Below are 16,578 nucleotides of genomic sequence, written 5' to 3' on the forward strand. Positions count from 1 at the left end.
GTTTTTTAAAATAGGAGAACAACGACACAAACAATATATTGACGCGCAAATGCAAAGTGTATATATTGTATATATACGGTAGTCACTTGATTTACAGAAGTGAGGTGATGGAACATAAAAATTATAACATCCAACGCATCGAGCGACCCGATTTACATTCAGATAATGAACCGGAATAGACGGAGCATCCTGAGTGGTGAATTACGTGCAGGGGACAGCCTCCTCTCCATTAAAAAGCTAAGGAATTGCAAGTGTTCGAGGAGGAAGAGACACCATGAATGCAATTGAATTTCGCAATCTAACCAAAGTATACCCGGAATTACAGTCGATAATATATCTTTGGACGTGAAACAAGGCTACATTACAGGTCTTATTAGTTCGAATGGCGTAAAAGCACCAAATTTAACAGCTATCTTGAACAATTCGAGTTGTCCCCAAGAAGGAGAGCGCTGAGCTCCTATTCATGGATGAGCCGACCTCTAGACTTGATCCTGTGTTTAGAAGGGAAATGCTCGATCTGCTTGCGGAAACGATGATAGATATCAAAAACCATAACCATAATTTTCTGGTTACGCTGCCGATTAGCCGTAAACAACTTGTTCAACCCAAATACATATCAGCCATCATTTATACACTTTTTGGAATCCTTGCTTCTTACGGGATTCACTCGATCGTTAAACTAGCAGTCCCAGAGCTTAACAAGCCAGACTATTCGGTCATGGACATACTGGTTCCAGTAGGCATAAAGGCTTTAGCAGTAACCAAACGTTATTTATTATCCTGATCGGTATCTCGCTGTTATTCATTGCTTCCTACTTCTTAACTGCAGCTCTGTTTACTAGAAAGGACTTATAAGAGTCACTGTTGCATGATCAAAAAATATACGAAAAGGGGAGATAGGAAAGGATGCATACTCAAAAAGGTCGTCCTATTCGAATAAAAGGCTGGATGATGACCCTTGGGGGATTACTTCTTTTACAGATCTTTTTTATCGTCTGTGATATGAATTCGTGGTCACAGTACAGAGAATTCAAACCAGGAACATTGATTGGTGAAATTGTTCATTCGACGCTATTTACAGAATGGTTCACTCCATACAATATACCGGAATTTAATGTATTTACCGCGTTTTTTGCCGTTACTTTACTCCCGTCTGCACTAATAGGTGCTATAAAGGACATCTTTTCAAGAAAATGAATCTACTCATGTTATTAATGAAAGGACTGCGATGTAATGCACTTGAGAGAAAATCAAAATATGAAATGGATACGTTTATTGCTCGCCGGATGGTCAACATTAGTTACTGCTCTGTTTCTAGCTTCATCTTCTGGTGATGTTACGGTACAGTTGTTCGGCTCATCAAAGCATGCTCAATATTTGGTTAAGGGTCTTGTGATGAGTGGGCTGGTTGTTCCTATCATTTTGTATTTATATCCGCATGTCTATCGGATGACTGGTGTTAGACCCAAGACGCCGGTATATTCCTGGAAAAGGCTATATCACTTTATTACTGGGGTTCTCATGGCCATTGCACTGGTTTCATTGGGTTTCATTATAGCCGGTTTTCAAGGGTGGATCGTCATTGAAAAATGGCATACCCCTGATCAGTGGTTTTTTACGCTGCTCATCAATATGTTATTTGCTTTTTTTTATGAAGCTTTGCCAGAGGAGATCGGATTGCGAGGTATGCTGTATGATGTCTTGCGTCATCGATTCGCCACTTGGTTATCCGTATTGATTCAAACTTTAATCTTTGTATCTGTCACTGTAGCAGTTGCCCAGATTCAAGCGCTCGTTGGACTTGCTCCCGGAGTATCCATTGACATCTTTTATATTATATTAATCCTATGTTTTGGAATATGTTTGCAGTTGCTTCGTCTATGGACCGGGAGTCTCTGGGCATCGATTGGTTTTCACCTCGCCTACTTGGAAATCATGAGGTTTGTCATCTGGCCGCATCAATATGGCGCACCGCCAATTATAACCTACCACGAATCAGGGCCTGGACTCGCCTGGTTAATCTCTGCCAGTATGATTATTGTTGGGGGCATCATTGCATCACTCGTTATACTAGGTACGAAGCGTTTTATACGGAAAAGCACATAATTCGAACCGATTCGCTTTTATAAATGAATTGAATCATTGTTCAACAATCAGGCGCGATTGTGCATAAAACAAATTTATAAAAGTCGATTCCTTATCGTACTGGGAATCGACTTTTTTAGGTGAAAATCTGCTTAGTGTATGTCTTTCGCGTTTTGTTGGTAGGACCCCTACGTATAGAATATTCATTGACCTTCTTTCACAAACATAACAATACGCGTTGAGCGTTACAATATAATCAGCACGGTTTAATATCTCTGGATCAATGACATCCCGAGTATGATTGCTGATATCTACGCCAGCTTCTTTCATCACTTGAAGGCTCTTGGATTTAACCCATGGGCTTCAGAACCTGCGCTTAGAGATACGCAATCGTGAAGGGCGACTTACAACTGCTTGATTCAGATATTCGAAATAAATTTGTCGGGATTCGTGAGACAGCTGTTGGTTTTGAGGGCTTAGTAGATAATAGGCAGGAGGCCTAACGGTGTTTAGGAATTATGCTGTTTTGGACAAACCAACCTTAGAAGACATCATCTATTTCACCGCCAAGGGAGGACGCATTCATGCTTAACTTGCTTCGTAAAGACTTCATCGCTTTAAAAACCTTACTATGGACGAGTATCTTGTATCTCGCTGTATTCAGTACCGTTTTTATACCCAAGCTTCAATCGTCTATTCACCTTGTAGGTATCTATACAGCTTTCGCCACACTTAGTCTCGGTACGATGATAGAGATCAAAAACCATAACCATAATTTTCTGGTTACGCTTCCTGTTAAGCGCAAATAACTATCCTTATTTTAAGTCAAATCAGTGGTACAATGTAGTTCCTTCGCTAGATGAAAAAAGGCTGAGAAAGAAGATGTTTTAATGTGTGCTGCATTTTGGAGCAATGAGAGCGGGGAAGTTCTACCTATTCAGAGGGGTTCAGCAAGTTGCCTCCACATTTGGATTTGTAGTACGATGATAATGAATCCAAGTAATGGAAAATATGTAGCTCGTATTTACAGAGGATAGGAGTGTTACTACATGCTGACGCCACTGAAGGATAAGACGGTCGTCGTGACCGGAGCCAGCAAAGGAATTGGCAAAGGAATTGCAAGAACCTTCGCCGCACAGGGGGCGAAAGTCGCAGTCGTCGCACACAGCCTGACGAAAGCGGAGGAAACCGCGGTGGAAATCCGGGAGAACGGAGGCGTTGCTCATGCCTTCCAAGGCAATGTCGCCGATTTGGAGTCGATGAAGTGCGTTGCGAGCGAGACGGCCGGTACTTTCGGGGGGATCGACGTGCTGTGCGCCAATGCCGGTATTTTTCCGAATGCGCCGATTGAGGAGATGACCGGCGAGCATTGGGATCATGTGATGAACACGAATGCACGCGGGACGCTGTTTTCCCTTCAAGCCTGCCTGCCCTTTCTGAAGAAAGCGGAATACGGCCGGATCATTGTTACCTCTTCTATTACGGGGCCGGCCACCGGCTATGCCGGATGGTCGCACTACGGCGCAAGCAAAGCCGCTCAGCTTGGATTCATGCGCAGTGCGGCGCTCGAACTCGCGCGTTACAACATTACAATTAACGCCGTCATGCCCGGCAACATTATGACGGAAGGCTTGGAAGGCCTTGGAGACCATTATCTGCAGGCGATGACGGCATCCATCCCGCTCAAGCGGCTCGGAAGCGTCGAAGATATCGCTTACGCCGCTCTCTTTTTGGCTTCGAAGGAAGCAGGTTATATTACGGGCCAAACCATCATCGTTGATGGCGGTCAGATTATTCCAGAAAGTCTGGAAGCGATGGGGCAAACCTGATTCGATTACCATACGAAACATTTCATCATGAACCTCTGCTGGCCGAGCTCAATGTAATCATCATATCATATGTATATCTGGACATATCCGTTTTAGAAGAGAAGAGCTCAAATTGATAAGGGCTGAAGCCGCGATCAGGCAGCGGAAATAGAATAGAAAAAGCCTTCATACTGCCACACAAACGTAGAACCTCCAACGTCACGATTTATCGCGATGCTGGAGGTTCTTCGATGGTTCATGCTCAATAGACGGTACTGGCGCGGCGCTGCTTCGTCTTCCACGCCGCAATGAAGAACGCTACAGGGAGCAGAAAAACTCGACATTCTCCTGTGCCGACAAATCGAGATAGATGGCCAGCTCCTGCGGTACAAGGCCAATATTGGCCGACCATTAATCGATCGTTTTGCCGTCCACGAATACGATGTGTCCCTGATCGAAGTCCAGTAACCCTGTGACGGCATGGATCGTCGAGCTCTTGCCGGCACCGTTCGAACCAGTATAATCCACTTAAGTTTACTTAACAACAAATTGTTTCCTTGAGCAAACATTTGATTTCCCAAAAGAAAATGGAAGGCAGCAATAAAGACTGAGGCCAAAAAACCAGGACATATCTTGACAATTTGTATACAATTGTATACAATCAACATCACAATTAAGTGTATATAATTGTATACAAATGGAGGGATCTTATAATGAGAAATGAAAAATTTAACGACTTTAAGAAAGAGGGGCATCATCGTGGCGAGCGGCACAAGGGAAGAGGCGGTTCACATCAACATGGACCAAAAACTTTCCGTCGAGGGAGGGCACTTGCTTTTTTAGAGATGATGAATCTTAAGCGTTCAACCATTAAGCAACAGTTAGATCAACCCGAGTTTCAATCGATTCATCAAATTTTAGTCGGGGAATTAAAAGCGATCGATATGGTAATCAACGAATTTATTGAGTTATTTGAAATTCACGAAAGTGAAGAAATGGAGATGCATAAAAATCAACACATGGAGACTTCTGTATCGGAGAATACAGACTCTATAGATAATGGTGAAAAAGGAAATGAATCCGATGAAGCAAATTAATAGTTATATCGATTCCGTATTTCATAACCAAGATGCTCTTTTGGAAGAAGTCATTACGTCCATAAAAGAAAAGGGGATGCCTTCCATATCGGTATCTTCCTCCTCTGGAAAACTTCTAACGATGCTTGTATCCATCTCCGGGGCCAAAAACGTTCTGGAAATAGGGGCCCTGGGAGGTTATAGCGGGATTTGCCTTGCCAGAGGATTCGGTAAAGAAGGAAAATTGACTTCCCTTGAGTTAGAGGAGAGATACGCAAAGCTGGCAGATAGCAATCTATCTAAAGCTGGTTTTGGCGATCAAGTAACCTATATTACCGGGGAAGCCATGCAGAGCCTTGACAAATTAGCCAGGGACAATAAGCGATTTGATTTTTTCTTCATTGATGCCGATAAAGAGAATTATGAAAATTACCTGAGATATTGCATTAGACTGGCGGAAGCGGGTGCTTTAATCGTTACAGATAACGTACTTGCGGGCGGCAGTGTAGCAGACCAGGAAGCGAAACCTAAACGTTATACTGAACTAATGAAGAAATTCAATGAAACTGTGGCCACTCATCCTCAATTAGAATCCCTGCTTATTCCAATCGGTGACGGGATGACCATTTCAAAAGTAAAGAAATAAACAAGACATCGGGTGGTCTTCATCTCCTTACCTGATTGAATGAGGGAGCGCTGACAAAAATGCCGGCGCTTGTTGTGCTTAATCCACGCGAAATACCTGATATTGCTTCCGGTACTCTCCGGGCGTGAACGACGTATGGCATGTCTGTATTGCAGCGGGCTGCTTCAAACATCGCGCCAAATAATCGAAATGATAGTGCAATTCGCGCTCCATCTGTCCAGAGTCGAAGGGCGGCTCCAAGCGGTTACCCAAGTAGGAAGCCACCTTTTCGCCAAGAAAATAGGATCGAGCTTGTGGGCTGCTCTTTCTCATCCCGTTATGGACATGAAAACCATGATAAACCTCGCAGATTCATATTTGAACCGAAAGACTGGAACCCTGTTCGGATGGATTTTCGCGCAATGGGCGCAGGCCGCTACATCTGCAGACATGAAATTTGCCGCACTGACGGCGAAGCATCATGAAGGATTCAGCTATAACCGGAAAAAGAAAAGCGCGGTTTTTGTCAAGGAAGAGAACCTGCCTGAGCAGGCGGGGATGGAGATCATCAAGGCTGCGGTCTTGAGTCGGAACGAAGAACGTGGACACATAAACCGCAGCCGGGTATTACAGCTTCACTTTACAGCGGGCGGCCGGGATTTTGCCGTACCTGTGTTGGAGCCCTCCGGGTTTGAATACCGAATTGGGGAGAAGCCAAACCTCGCGCTGGCTCAAGGAATGGCCAGAATCTACAACTATGGAAACGATTCTGTCCAATCAACCGGAGCGGTTGCGCAAGTCGAACAGTCTCTTTGCCCCGAAAGGACTTCCCGAGAAAGCCGGTATAGTTATTCCGGTTGTCATGCGAAAAGACGATTACGAGAAGGAGCTCCGATTGCAAAAAGGAAAGCAGGGAGCTGCCGTCGTGACCTCCATCCGTTACGCGGGTACGCTCGGAGAACGTCCACTGGGGCAGATTACGGTGGAAAGAGGCGGAAGCAGCTACCATATTCACCAGTCTATTGAGCCGTTGTACGGGGTAGAGGTCGGAGACGAGCTGTTGATCGCCTATGACGAGGCTTCGCGTGAAGCTGTCATCATAAACTACGCATCGAGGTAAAGGTAAACCCCGTGGGCCAATAGGGTCAACTTTAGGGAACGAAGCTGGATGAATCGGGTGACTCCAGTGATTCCGATGAACTCGATAAATCCGGTGGAATCTCGTAAATCTGCAAATAGTGGTCCAAAAAAGGCCTTATGCTAACCATAAGGCCTTTTTTGGACTAAATTATAATAGTGGAAATTTATGCTGCTATTAACGGGATAAAAAGCATCAATTGTACCATTAATCCCGTTGACGTAGAATAATAGACACATAAAACAACTCCAATGCGACAAGGAGAGGGTACATATGGATAAGCAGTCGTACGCAAGATATTTACTCCATCTTATGGATGAAGAAGTAGAGTCCAATGAAGAAGTCATTGAAGAAGATGCGCTATATGGATATTTTCAAATGTATATGCCTAGCGGAGAAGGGGTGGAGGCTACCTTTGAGCCGCTTAAAGATGGAGACGCCTATTTGCAGCGGGTTAAACGGATCTATGAAATGCTGGATCCAGAGGATTTTGGCGGAGAAACGGTGCCAGGCTATTTCAACGGCAAAGCTGATGAAGTGCCTCAAGATGTGCTGAAAGGGCATGGCGAACAGCTTATTAAAGGGCTGAAGGAATTGCTGGACGAGTTTGCTGAATGGGATGGTGCAACGGAAGCGGCGGCATACCTGTCCGGAATCGAAGAAGTTCAACTCCTTCCGCATGGGAAGATAGACACCATCCGGCAATCATACGATCCCGATGTTTATGAGGCGCTGTTCGAAGTTGTGAGTGAGCACAAGGATTACGATGAACCGATTGAGATGCTGGATGAGGCCTATTACTCGATCGCCTGCGATTATTGGATCTCTTATTATTTGCAGTGGCACCGCTACGGATTTAAGGGCGACCCGCTTGCACCGTATTTCGAGCTGTATAGGCTCGGGTATTCGGCGATCTTCTCAGAGCGTAAGCTGTATATCGGCTCCTGACTAATAGAGTTGAAAGAGGCGAGGTTACTTTAATAACAGCGAATGAGATCTTATCTATCATCCGTACTGACAGCTTCTTTGAAAATGTCTTCCATAAAGAAGTGGACTGGGACGAAGAATTAGAAGCTAGGGACTCAGCTGCATTTGACACGGCATGGAATTCTAGCTACGAAACTTTAAATGATATAGACTCCTCTGAAAGTAAGTTGATCAGAGATATTAGGGAATTTGCATTCAAGCAAACGTTTCGGATAACGCAAAATCCAGAGCTGGCGGGTTATACGTCTGACGACTTTGGTCTCATTTCCAAGGCGTTCGAAAGCAAGCTTGATCATGAATTTATCAATAACCTATGGGAGTCCTATCTTAAAGGGAAATTTCCAAAATGAATCTATAAAACGTACAACATATAGGGGGAATAGCTGTGACGGAACGTATTCCATGCAAGACGGAAGGCTGCAGCGCGACGATCCTGCCGACCACGGCGGCCAAAACAGGCGGGACCTGCATGCCCTGCCATCAGGAGCAGGAACGGCAAAAACGGCAAGCGTATATTGAGCAGCACCGCAGAACGGTGAATTTGTACGAAGGCTTGACGGATCCGGTGGACATTCTGAAGGTCATGCATGCACCAAGGAAGTATGACCCGCTGATTCAGTATGTTCCTTACCCGTTAAGCAGAGAGCAGGTATACGTCTCCTTAACGGCTGAAGAGGCGGGAAGAATGCTGAAGTATGCGTTGGAGCTGCTCGCTGCGGGCGATGAGAGCGAAGCCGACCATATCTTATTGTCGCTAGTGTGTTACTGGAACGACAATATCGCAGAAGCCCTGCCTGAGCTTATAGAACGCGGCATGTACCATTCCTCCATCCTATTCAAGGATGCGTCACCCGACATTCGGGACCGCCTGCTGCAGCAGGTGGAATGGGACGATGATAACCGCAATCATCTCCTGCTGATATTGAGCTGGATTGGTGATTCTGTGGTTGTGGGCCAGTTTCGGGAATGGCGGTTGCATCCACCGAAGTGGGCGGGACAGTTGTTCGTAGGCCCTGAAGTATATGCCCTAGAGGGGGGCTGGGAGCTTACATCGAACGGGGAAAAACGTAAATTGATCCATGACTTAAGCTATGCGATTAGGCCAACAGGTGAACAGCAAAATGGTGCAGTAGAAGCGTCCGCTGCCCATTTCCTGAAAACGAACGACTCCAATTGCCCATGGTGCGAGGGGAAGCTGACTGTCCTGATGGAAGCGGACACTTCTCATCCATCCTTGGCGTATCTTAATCTGCCGATGGAACGCCTGCAAGTGCTGACCTGCGAGCGCTGCGGAAGCTACAGCACGATATACATGGAACTTGACCATCAAGGCGTGCCTGCCTGGAGCCAATTTAACCATAAACCCGATTATTTGCCTAGTTCGGATTACGAGGACATCAGTGTCGAGACCGTGCCCAGATTGACGCTGTCATCCAAGCCGCACTCTCCGTATTATGCTGCAGAGTGGGCCTTGACTCAGCAGGATTCACAGATCGGGGGTCACCCAAGCTGGGTGCAGGATGCCGATTATCCGCTTTGTCCTTGCTGTGCATCATTATGACGGATTTGACTTGCTATGCACAGGTGGGATTGGATTGACGCTTACTCAGCATGAGAGTGGAAGGGAAACTTTATGTCTTTTATTTTTGTTCGATTCAGGCGTTTGTTCAGTTGAGTATGATTGAGTAAAGCACCAACAGTCGCTAGACCAGCGTGTGAAGTTAGAATAAGTTCCTTAGAACGAATAAATTGGATTTTCATATTCGCACCTCAAAGGTGAAGTTTATATTTAGATACATTCCCATACTTTTCTGCACCATTTGAGCGTTATCCTTCTTATATCTATTGTTTTCAAAGAACTACTTTCACGGATTCAGGCTCTATATACATCAGCTCAGGAGACATTATCAGTGAAGTCTGATGATAATCCGTTCTCGGATCATAAGGAGCTCGATTGGAAGGTTCTCGACTACATGATTAGCTCTGAGATGGCCAAGATGAATGCACAGAGCTTCGTTTCTGTCGCGTCACTCCCTATCCGTAATGCAGATATCAACAAGGTTGGGGAATGGGGTGCGGAGCCGTTTAAGATGTTAAAGCCAGCAATGAATGCGGGTTGGTCGTTTAGTACTGTGTACAGAGCAAAGTTGTCAGAGAATATGAAAGAGGAAAGCAGCAATGCAATGATCAATGCGGTGAAGGAGATCGTGAGGGACAAGAAGTCAGTGGAGGAAGTACTCGCTTCCATGCAAAAGGAATTGCAGGAGAAATTAAATGCAGAGCGGGGGAAGAAAATTAAGTAAATATTCATAATTATAATGAAATAAAAAGAGTTATCGAATTGCATGGTGCAATTCGATAACTCTTTTTGTGTCCGGACAGAGAAGGGCGATGTAACAACCAATATCAGTTCCCATCTGGCATTACTGCATGGGTTGTTCGCATTTTGATTCTGATTTTATTCTTAAATCTTATTCATTGAGTGTTAAGTTGAGTATTAGGTATTCAATGGTAGTATAAAAAGAGGGTTCAAATATAAAACAATTAGGAGGATTTATCATGAATTTGAAAAAAGCAATCGTCGCAACACTGGTCGTATCCAGCATGCTGACTACATTGGCAGGCCCGATTCCTGCGGGGGCCCAGGCGGCGCATGAACAGAAACAATCGGATCGCTGGACGATTCAAGTCGATCCGAAGTTTACTGGAAAGCTGAACCAAGCGGTAAAATTATTTGCCGGAAAAGATGTTGAATTGCAGAAGGTGGGCAAGCTTGACTTTAATAATAAGGATTTGGCTCGTCTGGCAGAAGTTCGATCGGTAGATGGAAAATATTTTGTACAATTTTTCTATGATATTGGAATGATCTTGGTGGTAGGCGGCCAAACCGCCACGATCGACCAAATCAGCAAGCAGGATCAAGAAGAAGTCTTAAAGTGGTTGAAAGTAATAGATGCGAAGTATGCAAAGTATGCAAAGAAGACGTACGCCTTTGAACAAGAAGTTGGGGTGAGTAGCTTATTCTCTCGTAATGAAAAAATAAGTAAGGAGAAAAGGTACGAATTGAAAGGAAAAGATTTCTCCACTTCCTCAATCGATTTTGATGATGATGGTCATATGATAATTCATTATCTCCGTATTGATTTTGATAAGAAAGAGCTTGATCCGAAATTGCTGCCAACAGTTATAGATGCTGCTAAGACGGCGTTTCAACATAAATTTGAAATGACAAGTGCTCAGCTTGTAGTTGATGTATTCCCAATAACGGGTCAGGGGAAAAATAAAGCAGATGCAGCGTGGGTATTTCATGACGGCAAAGTTACGGTTTATGCAGATCCCAATACAGGAAAAATAAAAGGCATGTACAATGAGCTTGGAATAAGAGTACGAGATAATAAGGGGATTTCAGAAAAAGAGGCGAAAGAAGCGGTTGCCCCGTTAGCGAAGACATTATTTAATATCGACATGAATGGACATAGCGTGAAATGGGATGGACACGCAAAGGATTATTATTTCACCAGCAAAAATGGCACGAATGTGAGAGCAGCGCTGGATGCTAATAAAAAGGTTGTATACATACGCGCCGGGAAAGCTGCTGCTCCTACGTTCAAAGGTTATGTAGCAGATATGGAAGTTGAAGCCCAATAAACTTCTACCAATTCCCCCTTTAACGGGAAGATAGATTTGGGAACAAAGAAAATGACAGCTCAAGTCCAATCAGATAAAAAAGAGTTATCGAATCGCTTAACGCAATTTTGATAACTCTTTTTAGTCGTATACCGATGACCGGATCCGAACCGGCAAGCCTCTCGGCACCGCATTTTGAGTGCGGCGTGTCTGCCAATTCCACCACATCGGCAAATGATATGGGGCGAACGATGGGAATCGAACCCACGAATGTCGGAGCCACAATCCGATGCGTTAACCACTTCGCCACGACCGCCATATTGATTGCTCAACAGAATCGTGAACGTCAAATAGGCCCACCTAGCGATCAGATTAGGGCCAGTGTATGATCAATGTAGATTAGTTCATGCGGCAGAAGTCCGGCAACTGCGGCGACCACGGCATAAAAGACTCTAACGCCTGTGGCTCTTGCAGATTGGCAAGCTGCGGCAACTGCTCGAACAAGTGCGTGAGATACCGAAACGGATGCAGCCCATTTTCCTTGGCCGTCTCAATCACACTGTAGATCGCTGCGCTGGCCTTGGCTCCGCGCGGAGTATGGGCAAAGAGCCAGTTTTTGCGTCCGATCACAAACGGCTTGATTGAACGTTCCCCCCGATTGTTGTCCAGCTCTAGCCGACCGTCCTTCATAAACGCCGTCAGCTTGTCCCACTGGTTCAGGCTGTAGCCAATCGCTTGACCCAGCAAGTTCTTGGGCATCGTCCGGGATTTCTGCTGGCGCAGCCAGGCATAGTAGGCATCCAGCACCGCGGCTTTGTTCCTCGCGTGCGGCGAGCCGCTCCTCGGTCGTCGCTTCTTTGAGTTCCCGTTCGATGGCAAACAGTTGGTTGCACCAGGCAAGGCCTTGCGCCGCGCATGCGCCCAGCAGCCCGCCAGTGTCACCTCTTTGCCTTGAACCCCGCCAAAAAGTCCCGCGGATGCTCCCCGCCTCTCGTGCGCTGGTAGTCGTACAACACCACGGAGGGTGCACCTCGCCCCGTGCGGTATAGCCACATGTACGAATCCGACTGCGCCGCTTTTCCCGGTTCCTTTAACACCTGCAGCGTGGTCTCGTCCGCATGCAGCACATCCTGCTTCAGCAGATGGCGCTTCATTTCCACCACAACGGGCAGCAGCCAGCGCTCCGCACCGTAGATCATCCAGTTCGCCATCGTTTGCCGGGACAAGGGATAACCTAAACGGGTCCATTCCTGTTCCTGTCGGTAGAGCGGCTAGCTGCTCACGTATTTTTGGCACATCACATGCGCCATCGCCGATGGCGAGGCCAGGCTGCCCGGATAGACGGGCCGAGGCATTGGAGCCGTTACAATCGGCGTATGTAGTTCATGGCGCTCACAGTGCCGGCAGGCATACACCTGCCGCACATGCTGCACCACCTTGACCTGAGGCGGCACCACCGCTATCTCGCGACGGGTCTGCGTGGTCATCTCGTGCAGCGATCCACCGCAGCAGGCGCAGATTTGCTCGCCTTCGGCAAGGGTATACGTCACCGTTTCCAGCGGCAGTTTGGAGAGATCTGCTTCACCTTTGCCACTCGATTTGCGGCGCTCGTAAGTAATCTGTTCCTTCTCCGGGCTCTGCGTTAGGCACTGCCAGCACTTCAGCCTCATTAAACAGATTCAGTTCCAATTGATCCGGATGCGTCTTCTCGCTGGAAGCCCCGAAGCGTTTCTGCTGTGCAAGCCGGAACTGTTCCTCGTACCATTTGAGTTTGGCCGACAGTTCGGTATTTAAGTTGTTCCAGCTTGGCATTTTGCTGCTGGAGTTGTTCCAGGGTGAGGGATTCCGATTCTTTTTTCATGAAAGAGAGATTCGTCAGGAGGGCCGAAAAATCCTGCTGCCCATGTTTAGATCGCCACTTCCGGCGAGACCTGAGCATGCGCCTGGCGCTGGGTGAGCGACAGGCCGTCGAGCAGCCAGCGCAGCTCACGCTGCGTCAGACATATTGGAGCCGTGCCGCCATCGGGCCACTGAAACGAGCCGCGCTCGAGCAGGTGGGATTGGATTGACGCTTACGGTCAATCCTGATCTAATGAAGCAGAAATGTAGAAGAGATCGATCCTTTGATCCGTCGCCTCTCCGATAAGCTGAATACGAACCAAGAGCGCAAAACCTATTGGATCGGTCGATATACTTCGGCCTTCAAACGTTGGGCGCAGGATCGATTTTTACCGCAGCATTTTAACCAAACCGGTTATTATGGAAACGAATGGGTGTTGAAGGAGGAAGCGATTCATTCTTCCGCAGATGCTGGAGAAATGGATTTCTTCCTTTATGCAGCCGTACAGATTGGCTTCACCGAGCCGGATACTCGGTTGAAGTACCTGGAACTTGCGGTGCAATTGGGTTCAAAGCGAGCAGCGGATTATTTGAAAATAGGCAGCGGAAAATTTGCGAGTACCTATCGGGGAGAGAGAGTAGAGGCCCGCAACAATGATGTGACGCAGACGATCGACATCCGGATTCTTTCTGAAGAGGAGGCGGCTTATGGAGAAGCGCTCGATTATATCATCGATCTGTTGCGTCAAGGCTTCCCCAAAGGCTACAATTTAAAGCTGAAAAGCAGTCAAAAGCATGTGCTTCCGTTTAAAAAGCTGGCGAAGTCCAAGCTGCATCGTTTTTTTGCCAATGCACTCAGCTATCCGGCGTTGTACCCAAAGGTTGCAGAATATGCGGATACGGCAATGGAGGAGTTCGAGTGGTACAGCGATGTGGAGCCGAGCGAGAAATCGGCTATGCCGGGCACTTATGCCGTACTAGGACTCGGCTTATACAGCGAGGATTATTTTCCCTTGGTATGCCGTTATATGGGCCTGGTGGATACAGAGCACCAAATGGTGCAGGACGGATATCCGCAGGCATTTATCGAGGCGCATGGCGTAAAAGCAGAGCATATGCCGGTGATCGTATCCATTTTGCTGGCAGGCATTGACGAAGGGACAAAGGTAAAAAATCTGACCATCGACCGCCCTGAGCTTGCCGAGGCGCTTATCGAGGCGTTGAAAGACAAAGAGAGTTATCAATGTGAGATGGTAGTGTGCCGAGCCTTTGGAAGCTTGAAGAAGCTGGAGGGAGCGGCACGAAAAGCAGATTCGCCGCTAAAAGAAAGACTGGAGCAACTGCTGGCGCTCTGTTAAGCTTTTGAAAATACCAAAGTTGGACTGATAATATTATCGCTTTTGTGCAAATAAAATTCTGTTCTGATTTATAAAGGCTTAAACATAAAGGGGGTAAACAAATTGGATAAGACTAATGTCTGCGACATATGGTTCGATTTTGCTATGGCCTTTGTGGAGAAAAATATGCCTGCATCGAACATTTGTCAGAAGACAACCGCCTTACACAGCTCTGGGATATTCCAATGTTTCTTACTGAGGAAGAGATAGAAAGGCTGGATAAGCTGGATGAGAAATTTTGGGAAGACCAGGATCATATCGCGGAAATTGCACATCGGTACTACGTGGAGCAGTTGGGAATACACACTCCGTAAAAGAGTGACGTGGTGACAAGATCGACTGCGTAGTAACCATACAATGCATCGAAATGGCGGGATACATGAGAACGCAGCTTTGAGATTTCCCAGTATCCCTCAACCGGATTAACCGAGAATAGAAGAGAAGATTTAGAATGCCGCTGTAAAGCGGCTTTTCCATTGCTAAAAAGAAGAAGAGCCCGCGTCCGTCGAACGTGGGCTCTTGTTATTGCTTGCATGATGCCTAGTCGGCCTTTTTAGGCTTCTCGCAGCTGCTGAACCAATTCCTCAGCGGACTGATCCGTAAACCGAAGGCGCCCATTATCCTGTACGATCCGTCCTTCCTGTATGCGGCGGTCCAGCCATTCGGTTATCCATCCCGGGGCGTAGCCGCCTTGACCGAATTCTCCGCCGAAGGCGATCATTTTATCATAAATAGCCAAGTATTGTTCACGACTTGTATCCGGGTAAGACTTTGTATATAGCCAAAACTGCACATCATACATCAGATATGACAATTCATCCGCATGAAAGGAAAAATGGCCCTTCTCTTCGACAATCCGTGTACAGATTCGGCGGATTTTCTGCTCTATCTGTTCCACTTCGATTATTCTAGCGCAAAGCTCCTCCAGCAAAAGAGAAAATTTGCCGTGGGCTACCTTGTTCAGATCGGCTTCCTTGTCTTCCTCGGAGGTATCATATTCCTCCTCGCTCACTAAGCCGCTAATAAATGCTTCGAAATTTTCGGCAAGGAACGTAATTTCATAATCGTCCTCCTGATCGACGTGAATCACTTCGGGTTCACCGTCTCTTCCGCATGCTCGGTAGTCTAACATTACGACATCATGGCCTGCTGAAGGACAATCGCAGATCACGACGCCAATGTCAGGGTATCCCCAATCCTCAATCATGAACTTACTGCCGAGATCCCCGCAGAGCGAATAGCTTTTGTCACGGCCGATACCCAGAATTCCCGTAATAGCTATATGATCCTCAGCCCAAGAAGTGACGTCCTCTGTTGGAAAGCAGGTGTTCTTCGGAATTCCGCCATTGCGATGCTTCATCAGTGCGATATAAGAGGAGGGGAGCTTGTATCCCAGTTCTTCCTCGATCGAGGCGATCAGTTCATCCGTAGGCGGCTCAGATTGATAGGACTTTCTCGCATACTCGCTGTCGTCCCAAAAATCAACTAGCGAAAAGTTCGAAAAAGGAACCTCCGCTGCCGATCCGCGAGACTCCAAGGCTGCTTTCCTTTTGGCAGCGATCCGACGCTCTTGTCTTTGCTGCTTTTCCGCTTTTTGTAAGCTCCATCTTAACAATAATTCAGTATTCTGTTCACCGGTTTCTAATGTATCAGAGGTGCTTAATGCTTGAGCCGCATCCTCATATCTTTTTAAATGATATAGAGCAAAACCTACCCGATAATGCCACAGTGGATCACGTTGGCCCGCTTCAGCAATTTTTTCAAATTGGTTGAGTGCTTCTTCATAAAGCCCCAAGTTGTTATAGGCTCTAGCCAGTCGACTGACCGCATCATAGTCCCGTTCCTCCTCGGGAATGGCTAACAGCGAGTCCACGATTCGCTGATGCTCGTCTTCTTCATGCCATTGGTTCAATTGTTCGATAAGCGCTTGATTCATTGCATCCTCCAATATTCTATTTTTTATAAAATTAACTTCGTCTTACATCGACGTCAGCCA

Annotated in this window: 16 protein-coding genes, 2 tRNA genes and 4 pseudogenes; 14 read left to right on the top strand and 8 right to left on the bottom strand. The window is 46.6% G+C overall.

Translation table 11 applies throughout. The features are described 5' to 3' along the window. The first annotated feature begins 274 nt into the window (after positions 1-274). From JSQ80_RS25430 to JSQ80_RS25440, 3 genes and pseudogenes are all read left to right on the top strand, one after another. Positions 275-855, top strand: a pseudogene (locus tag JSQ80_RS25430) (ABC-2 transporter permease). 51 nt (positions 856-906) lie between these two features. Then, on the top strand, positions 907-1,197 hold the full coding sequence (locus JSQ80_RS25435) for a YfzA family protein (RefSeq protein ID WP_206097276.1): 291 nt from the start codon (positions 907-909) through the stop codon (positions 1,195-1,197). 36 nt (positions 1,198-1,233) lie between these two features. Further along, positions 1,234-2,106, top strand: coding sequence for a CPBP family intramembrane glutamic endopeptidase (locus tag JSQ80_RS25440; protein ID WP_206097277.1), 873 nt, complete (start codon positions 1,234-1,236; stop codon positions 2,104-2,106). 219 nt (positions 2,107-2,325) lie between these two features. Here JSQ80_RS25440 and JSQ80_RS29300 read toward each other — a convergent pair. After that, positions 2,326-2,462 (bottom strand): annotated as a pseudogene (locus tag JSQ80_RS29300) (arsenate reductase/protein-tyrosine-phosphatase family protein); the annotation flags it as partial. Positions 2,463-2,465: 3 nt separating this feature from the next. Between JSQ80_RS29300 and JSQ80_RS30105 the strand changes: the two are divergent. The 3 genes and pseudogenes from JSQ80_RS30105 to fabG form a co-directional block, all read left to right on the top strand. Next, positions 2,466-2,677 (top strand): annotated as a pseudogene (locus JSQ80_RS30105) (sodium ABC transporter ATP-binding protein); the annotation flags it as partial. Next, positions 2,670-2,894: an ABC-2 transporter permease gene (locus JSQ80_RS25445; RefSeq protein ID WP_240463810.1), complete on the top strand. Its 225-nt coding sequence runs from the start codon at positions 2,670-2,672 to the stop codon at positions 2,892-2,894. The pseudogene JSQ80_RS30105 and the gene JSQ80_RS25445, both read left to right, overlap by 8 nt. Before the next feature lie 240 nt (positions 2,895-3,134). Beyond that, complete coding sequence (gene fabG, locus JSQ80_RS25450; RefSeq protein ID WP_206097278.1) at positions 3,135-3,914, top strand: 3-oxoacyl-ACP reductase FabG; 780 nt, start codon at positions 3,135-3,137, stop codon at positions 3,912-3,914. A 390-nt stretch (positions 3,915-4,304) separates the two neighbouring features. On the opposite strand, the gene JSQ80_RS29305 is transcribed toward fabG, so the two are convergent. Next, the gene (locus tag JSQ80_RS29305; protein ID WP_206097283.1) at positions 4,305-4,421 is read right to left on the bottom strand and encodes an ATP-binding cassette domain-containing protein; all 117 of its coding nucleotides are present in this window, start codon (positions 4,419-4,421) and stop codon (positions 4,305-4,307) included. A gap of 185 nt (positions 4,422-4,606) precedes the next feature. Between JSQ80_RS29305 and JSQ80_RS25460 the strand changes: the two genes are divergently transcribed. Together JSQ80_RS25460 and JSQ80_RS25465 are read left to right on the top strand one after the other, a co-directional pair. Beyond that, complete coding sequence (locus JSQ80_RS25460; protein ID WP_206097285.1) at positions 4,607-4,990, top strand: hypothetical protein; 384 nt, start codon at positions 4,607-4,609, stop codon at positions 4,988-4,990. Beyond that, positions 4,977-5,615: an O-methyltransferase gene (locus JSQ80_RS25465; protein WP_206097287.1), complete on the top strand. Its 639-nt coding sequence runs from the start codon at positions 4,977-4,979 to the stop codon at positions 5,613-5,615. Before JSQ80_RS25460 ends, JSQ80_RS25465 begins: the two co-directional genes overlap by 14 nt. A 78-nt stretch (positions 5,616-5,693) precedes the next feature. Here JSQ80_RS25465 and JSQ80_RS25470 read toward each other — a convergent pair whose 3' ends face one another. Then, the gene (locus tag JSQ80_RS25470) at positions 5,694-5,867 is read right to left on the bottom strand and encodes a hypothetical protein (protein ID WP_206097289.1); all 174 of its coding nucleotides are present in this window, start codon (positions 5,865-5,867) and stop codon (positions 5,694-5,696) included. 418 nt (positions 5,868-6,285) lie between these two features. On the opposite strand from JSQ80_RS25470, the gene JSQ80_RS25475 reads away from it, so the two are divergent. The 5 genes from JSQ80_RS25475 to JSQ80_RS25495 all read left to right on the top strand — a co-directional run bounded on the left by JSQ80_RS25475 (position 6,286) and on the right by JSQ80_RS25495 (position 11,367). Beyond that, positions 6,286-6,714, top strand: coding sequence for a hypothetical protein (locus JSQ80_RS25475; protein WP_206097290.1), 429 nt, complete (start codon positions 6,286-6,288; stop codon positions 6,712-6,714). Positions 6,715-7,005: 291 nt separating this feature from the next. Then, positions 7,006-7,680 carry a hypothetical protein gene (locus tag JSQ80_RS25480; protein WP_206097292.1) on the top strand — a complete coding sequence of 225 codons (675 nt, stop codon included), beginning with the start codon at positions 7,006-7,008 and terminating at the stop codon, positions 7,678-7,680. Positions 7,681-8,104: 424 nt separating this feature from the next. Further along, a complete protein-coding gene (locus JSQ80_RS25485) occupies positions 8,105-9,280 on the top strand; it encodes a DUF1963 domain-containing protein (RefSeq protein ID WP_336245822.1) in 1,176 nt (391 codons plus the stop codon). A 349-nt stretch (positions 9,281-9,629) separates the two neighbouring features. Next, positions 9,630-10,022, top strand: a complete 393-nt coding sequence (locus tag JSQ80_RS25490; RefSeq protein WP_206097294.1) for a type 2 periplasmic-binding domain-containing protein — start codon at positions 9,630-9,632, stop codon at positions 10,020-10,022. A 256-nt stretch (positions 10,023-10,278) separates the two neighbouring features. Next, on the top strand, positions 10,279-11,367 hold the full coding sequence (locus JSQ80_RS25495; protein ID WP_206097296.1) for a hypothetical protein: 1,089 nt from the start codon (positions 10,279-10,281) through the stop codon (positions 11,365-11,367). A gap of 129 nt (positions 11,368-11,496) precedes the next feature. Here the strand turns inward: JSQ80_RS25495 and JSQ80_RS25500 are convergent. The 4 genes and pseudogenes from JSQ80_RS25500 to tnpB form a co-directional block, all read right to left on the bottom strand. Next, positions 11,497-11,578, bottom strand: a tRNA-Leu gene (locus tag JSQ80_RS25500). A gap of 8 nt (positions 11,579-11,586) precedes the next feature. Then, positions 11,587-11,662, bottom strand: a tRNA-His gene (locus JSQ80_RS25505). An 83-nt stretch (positions 11,663-11,745) separates the two neighbouring features. Beyond that, positions 11,746-13,225: pseudogene (gene tnpC, locus JSQ80_RS25510) on the bottom strand (IS66 family transposase). A gap of 28 nt (positions 13,226-13,253) precedes the next feature. After that, on the bottom strand, positions 13,254-13,412 hold the full coding sequence (gene tnpB / locus JSQ80_RS30110) for an IS66 family insertion sequence element accessory protein TnpB (protein ID WP_206097751.1): 159 nt from the start codon (positions 13,410-13,412) through the stop codon (positions 13,254-13,256). Positions 13,413-13,469: 57 nt separating this feature from the next. Here tnpB and JSQ80_RS25520 point away from each other — a divergent pair, with 57 nt between their 5' ends. After that, positions 13,470-14,543: a DUF6138 family protein gene (locus JSQ80_RS25520; RefSeq protein ID WP_240463811.1), complete on the top strand. Its 1,074-nt coding sequence runs from the start codon at positions 13,470-13,472 to the stop codon at positions 14,541-14,543. Positions 14,544-15,135: 592 nt separating this feature from the next. Here JSQ80_RS25520 and JSQ80_RS25525 read toward each other — a convergent pair. Then, on the bottom strand, positions 15,136-16,518 hold the full coding sequence (locus tag JSQ80_RS25525; protein ID WP_206097297.1) for an SMI1/KNR4 family protein: 1,383 nt from the start codon (positions 16,516-16,518) through the stop codon (positions 15,136-15,138). Positions 16,519-16,578: the final 60 nt, after the last annotated feature.

The sequence above is a fragment of the Paenibacillus apiarius genome, from assembly GCF_017052585.1.
Classification (GTDB): Bacteria; Bacillota; Bacilli; order Paenibacillales; family Paenibacillaceae; genus Paenibacillus_B; species Paenibacillus_B apiarius.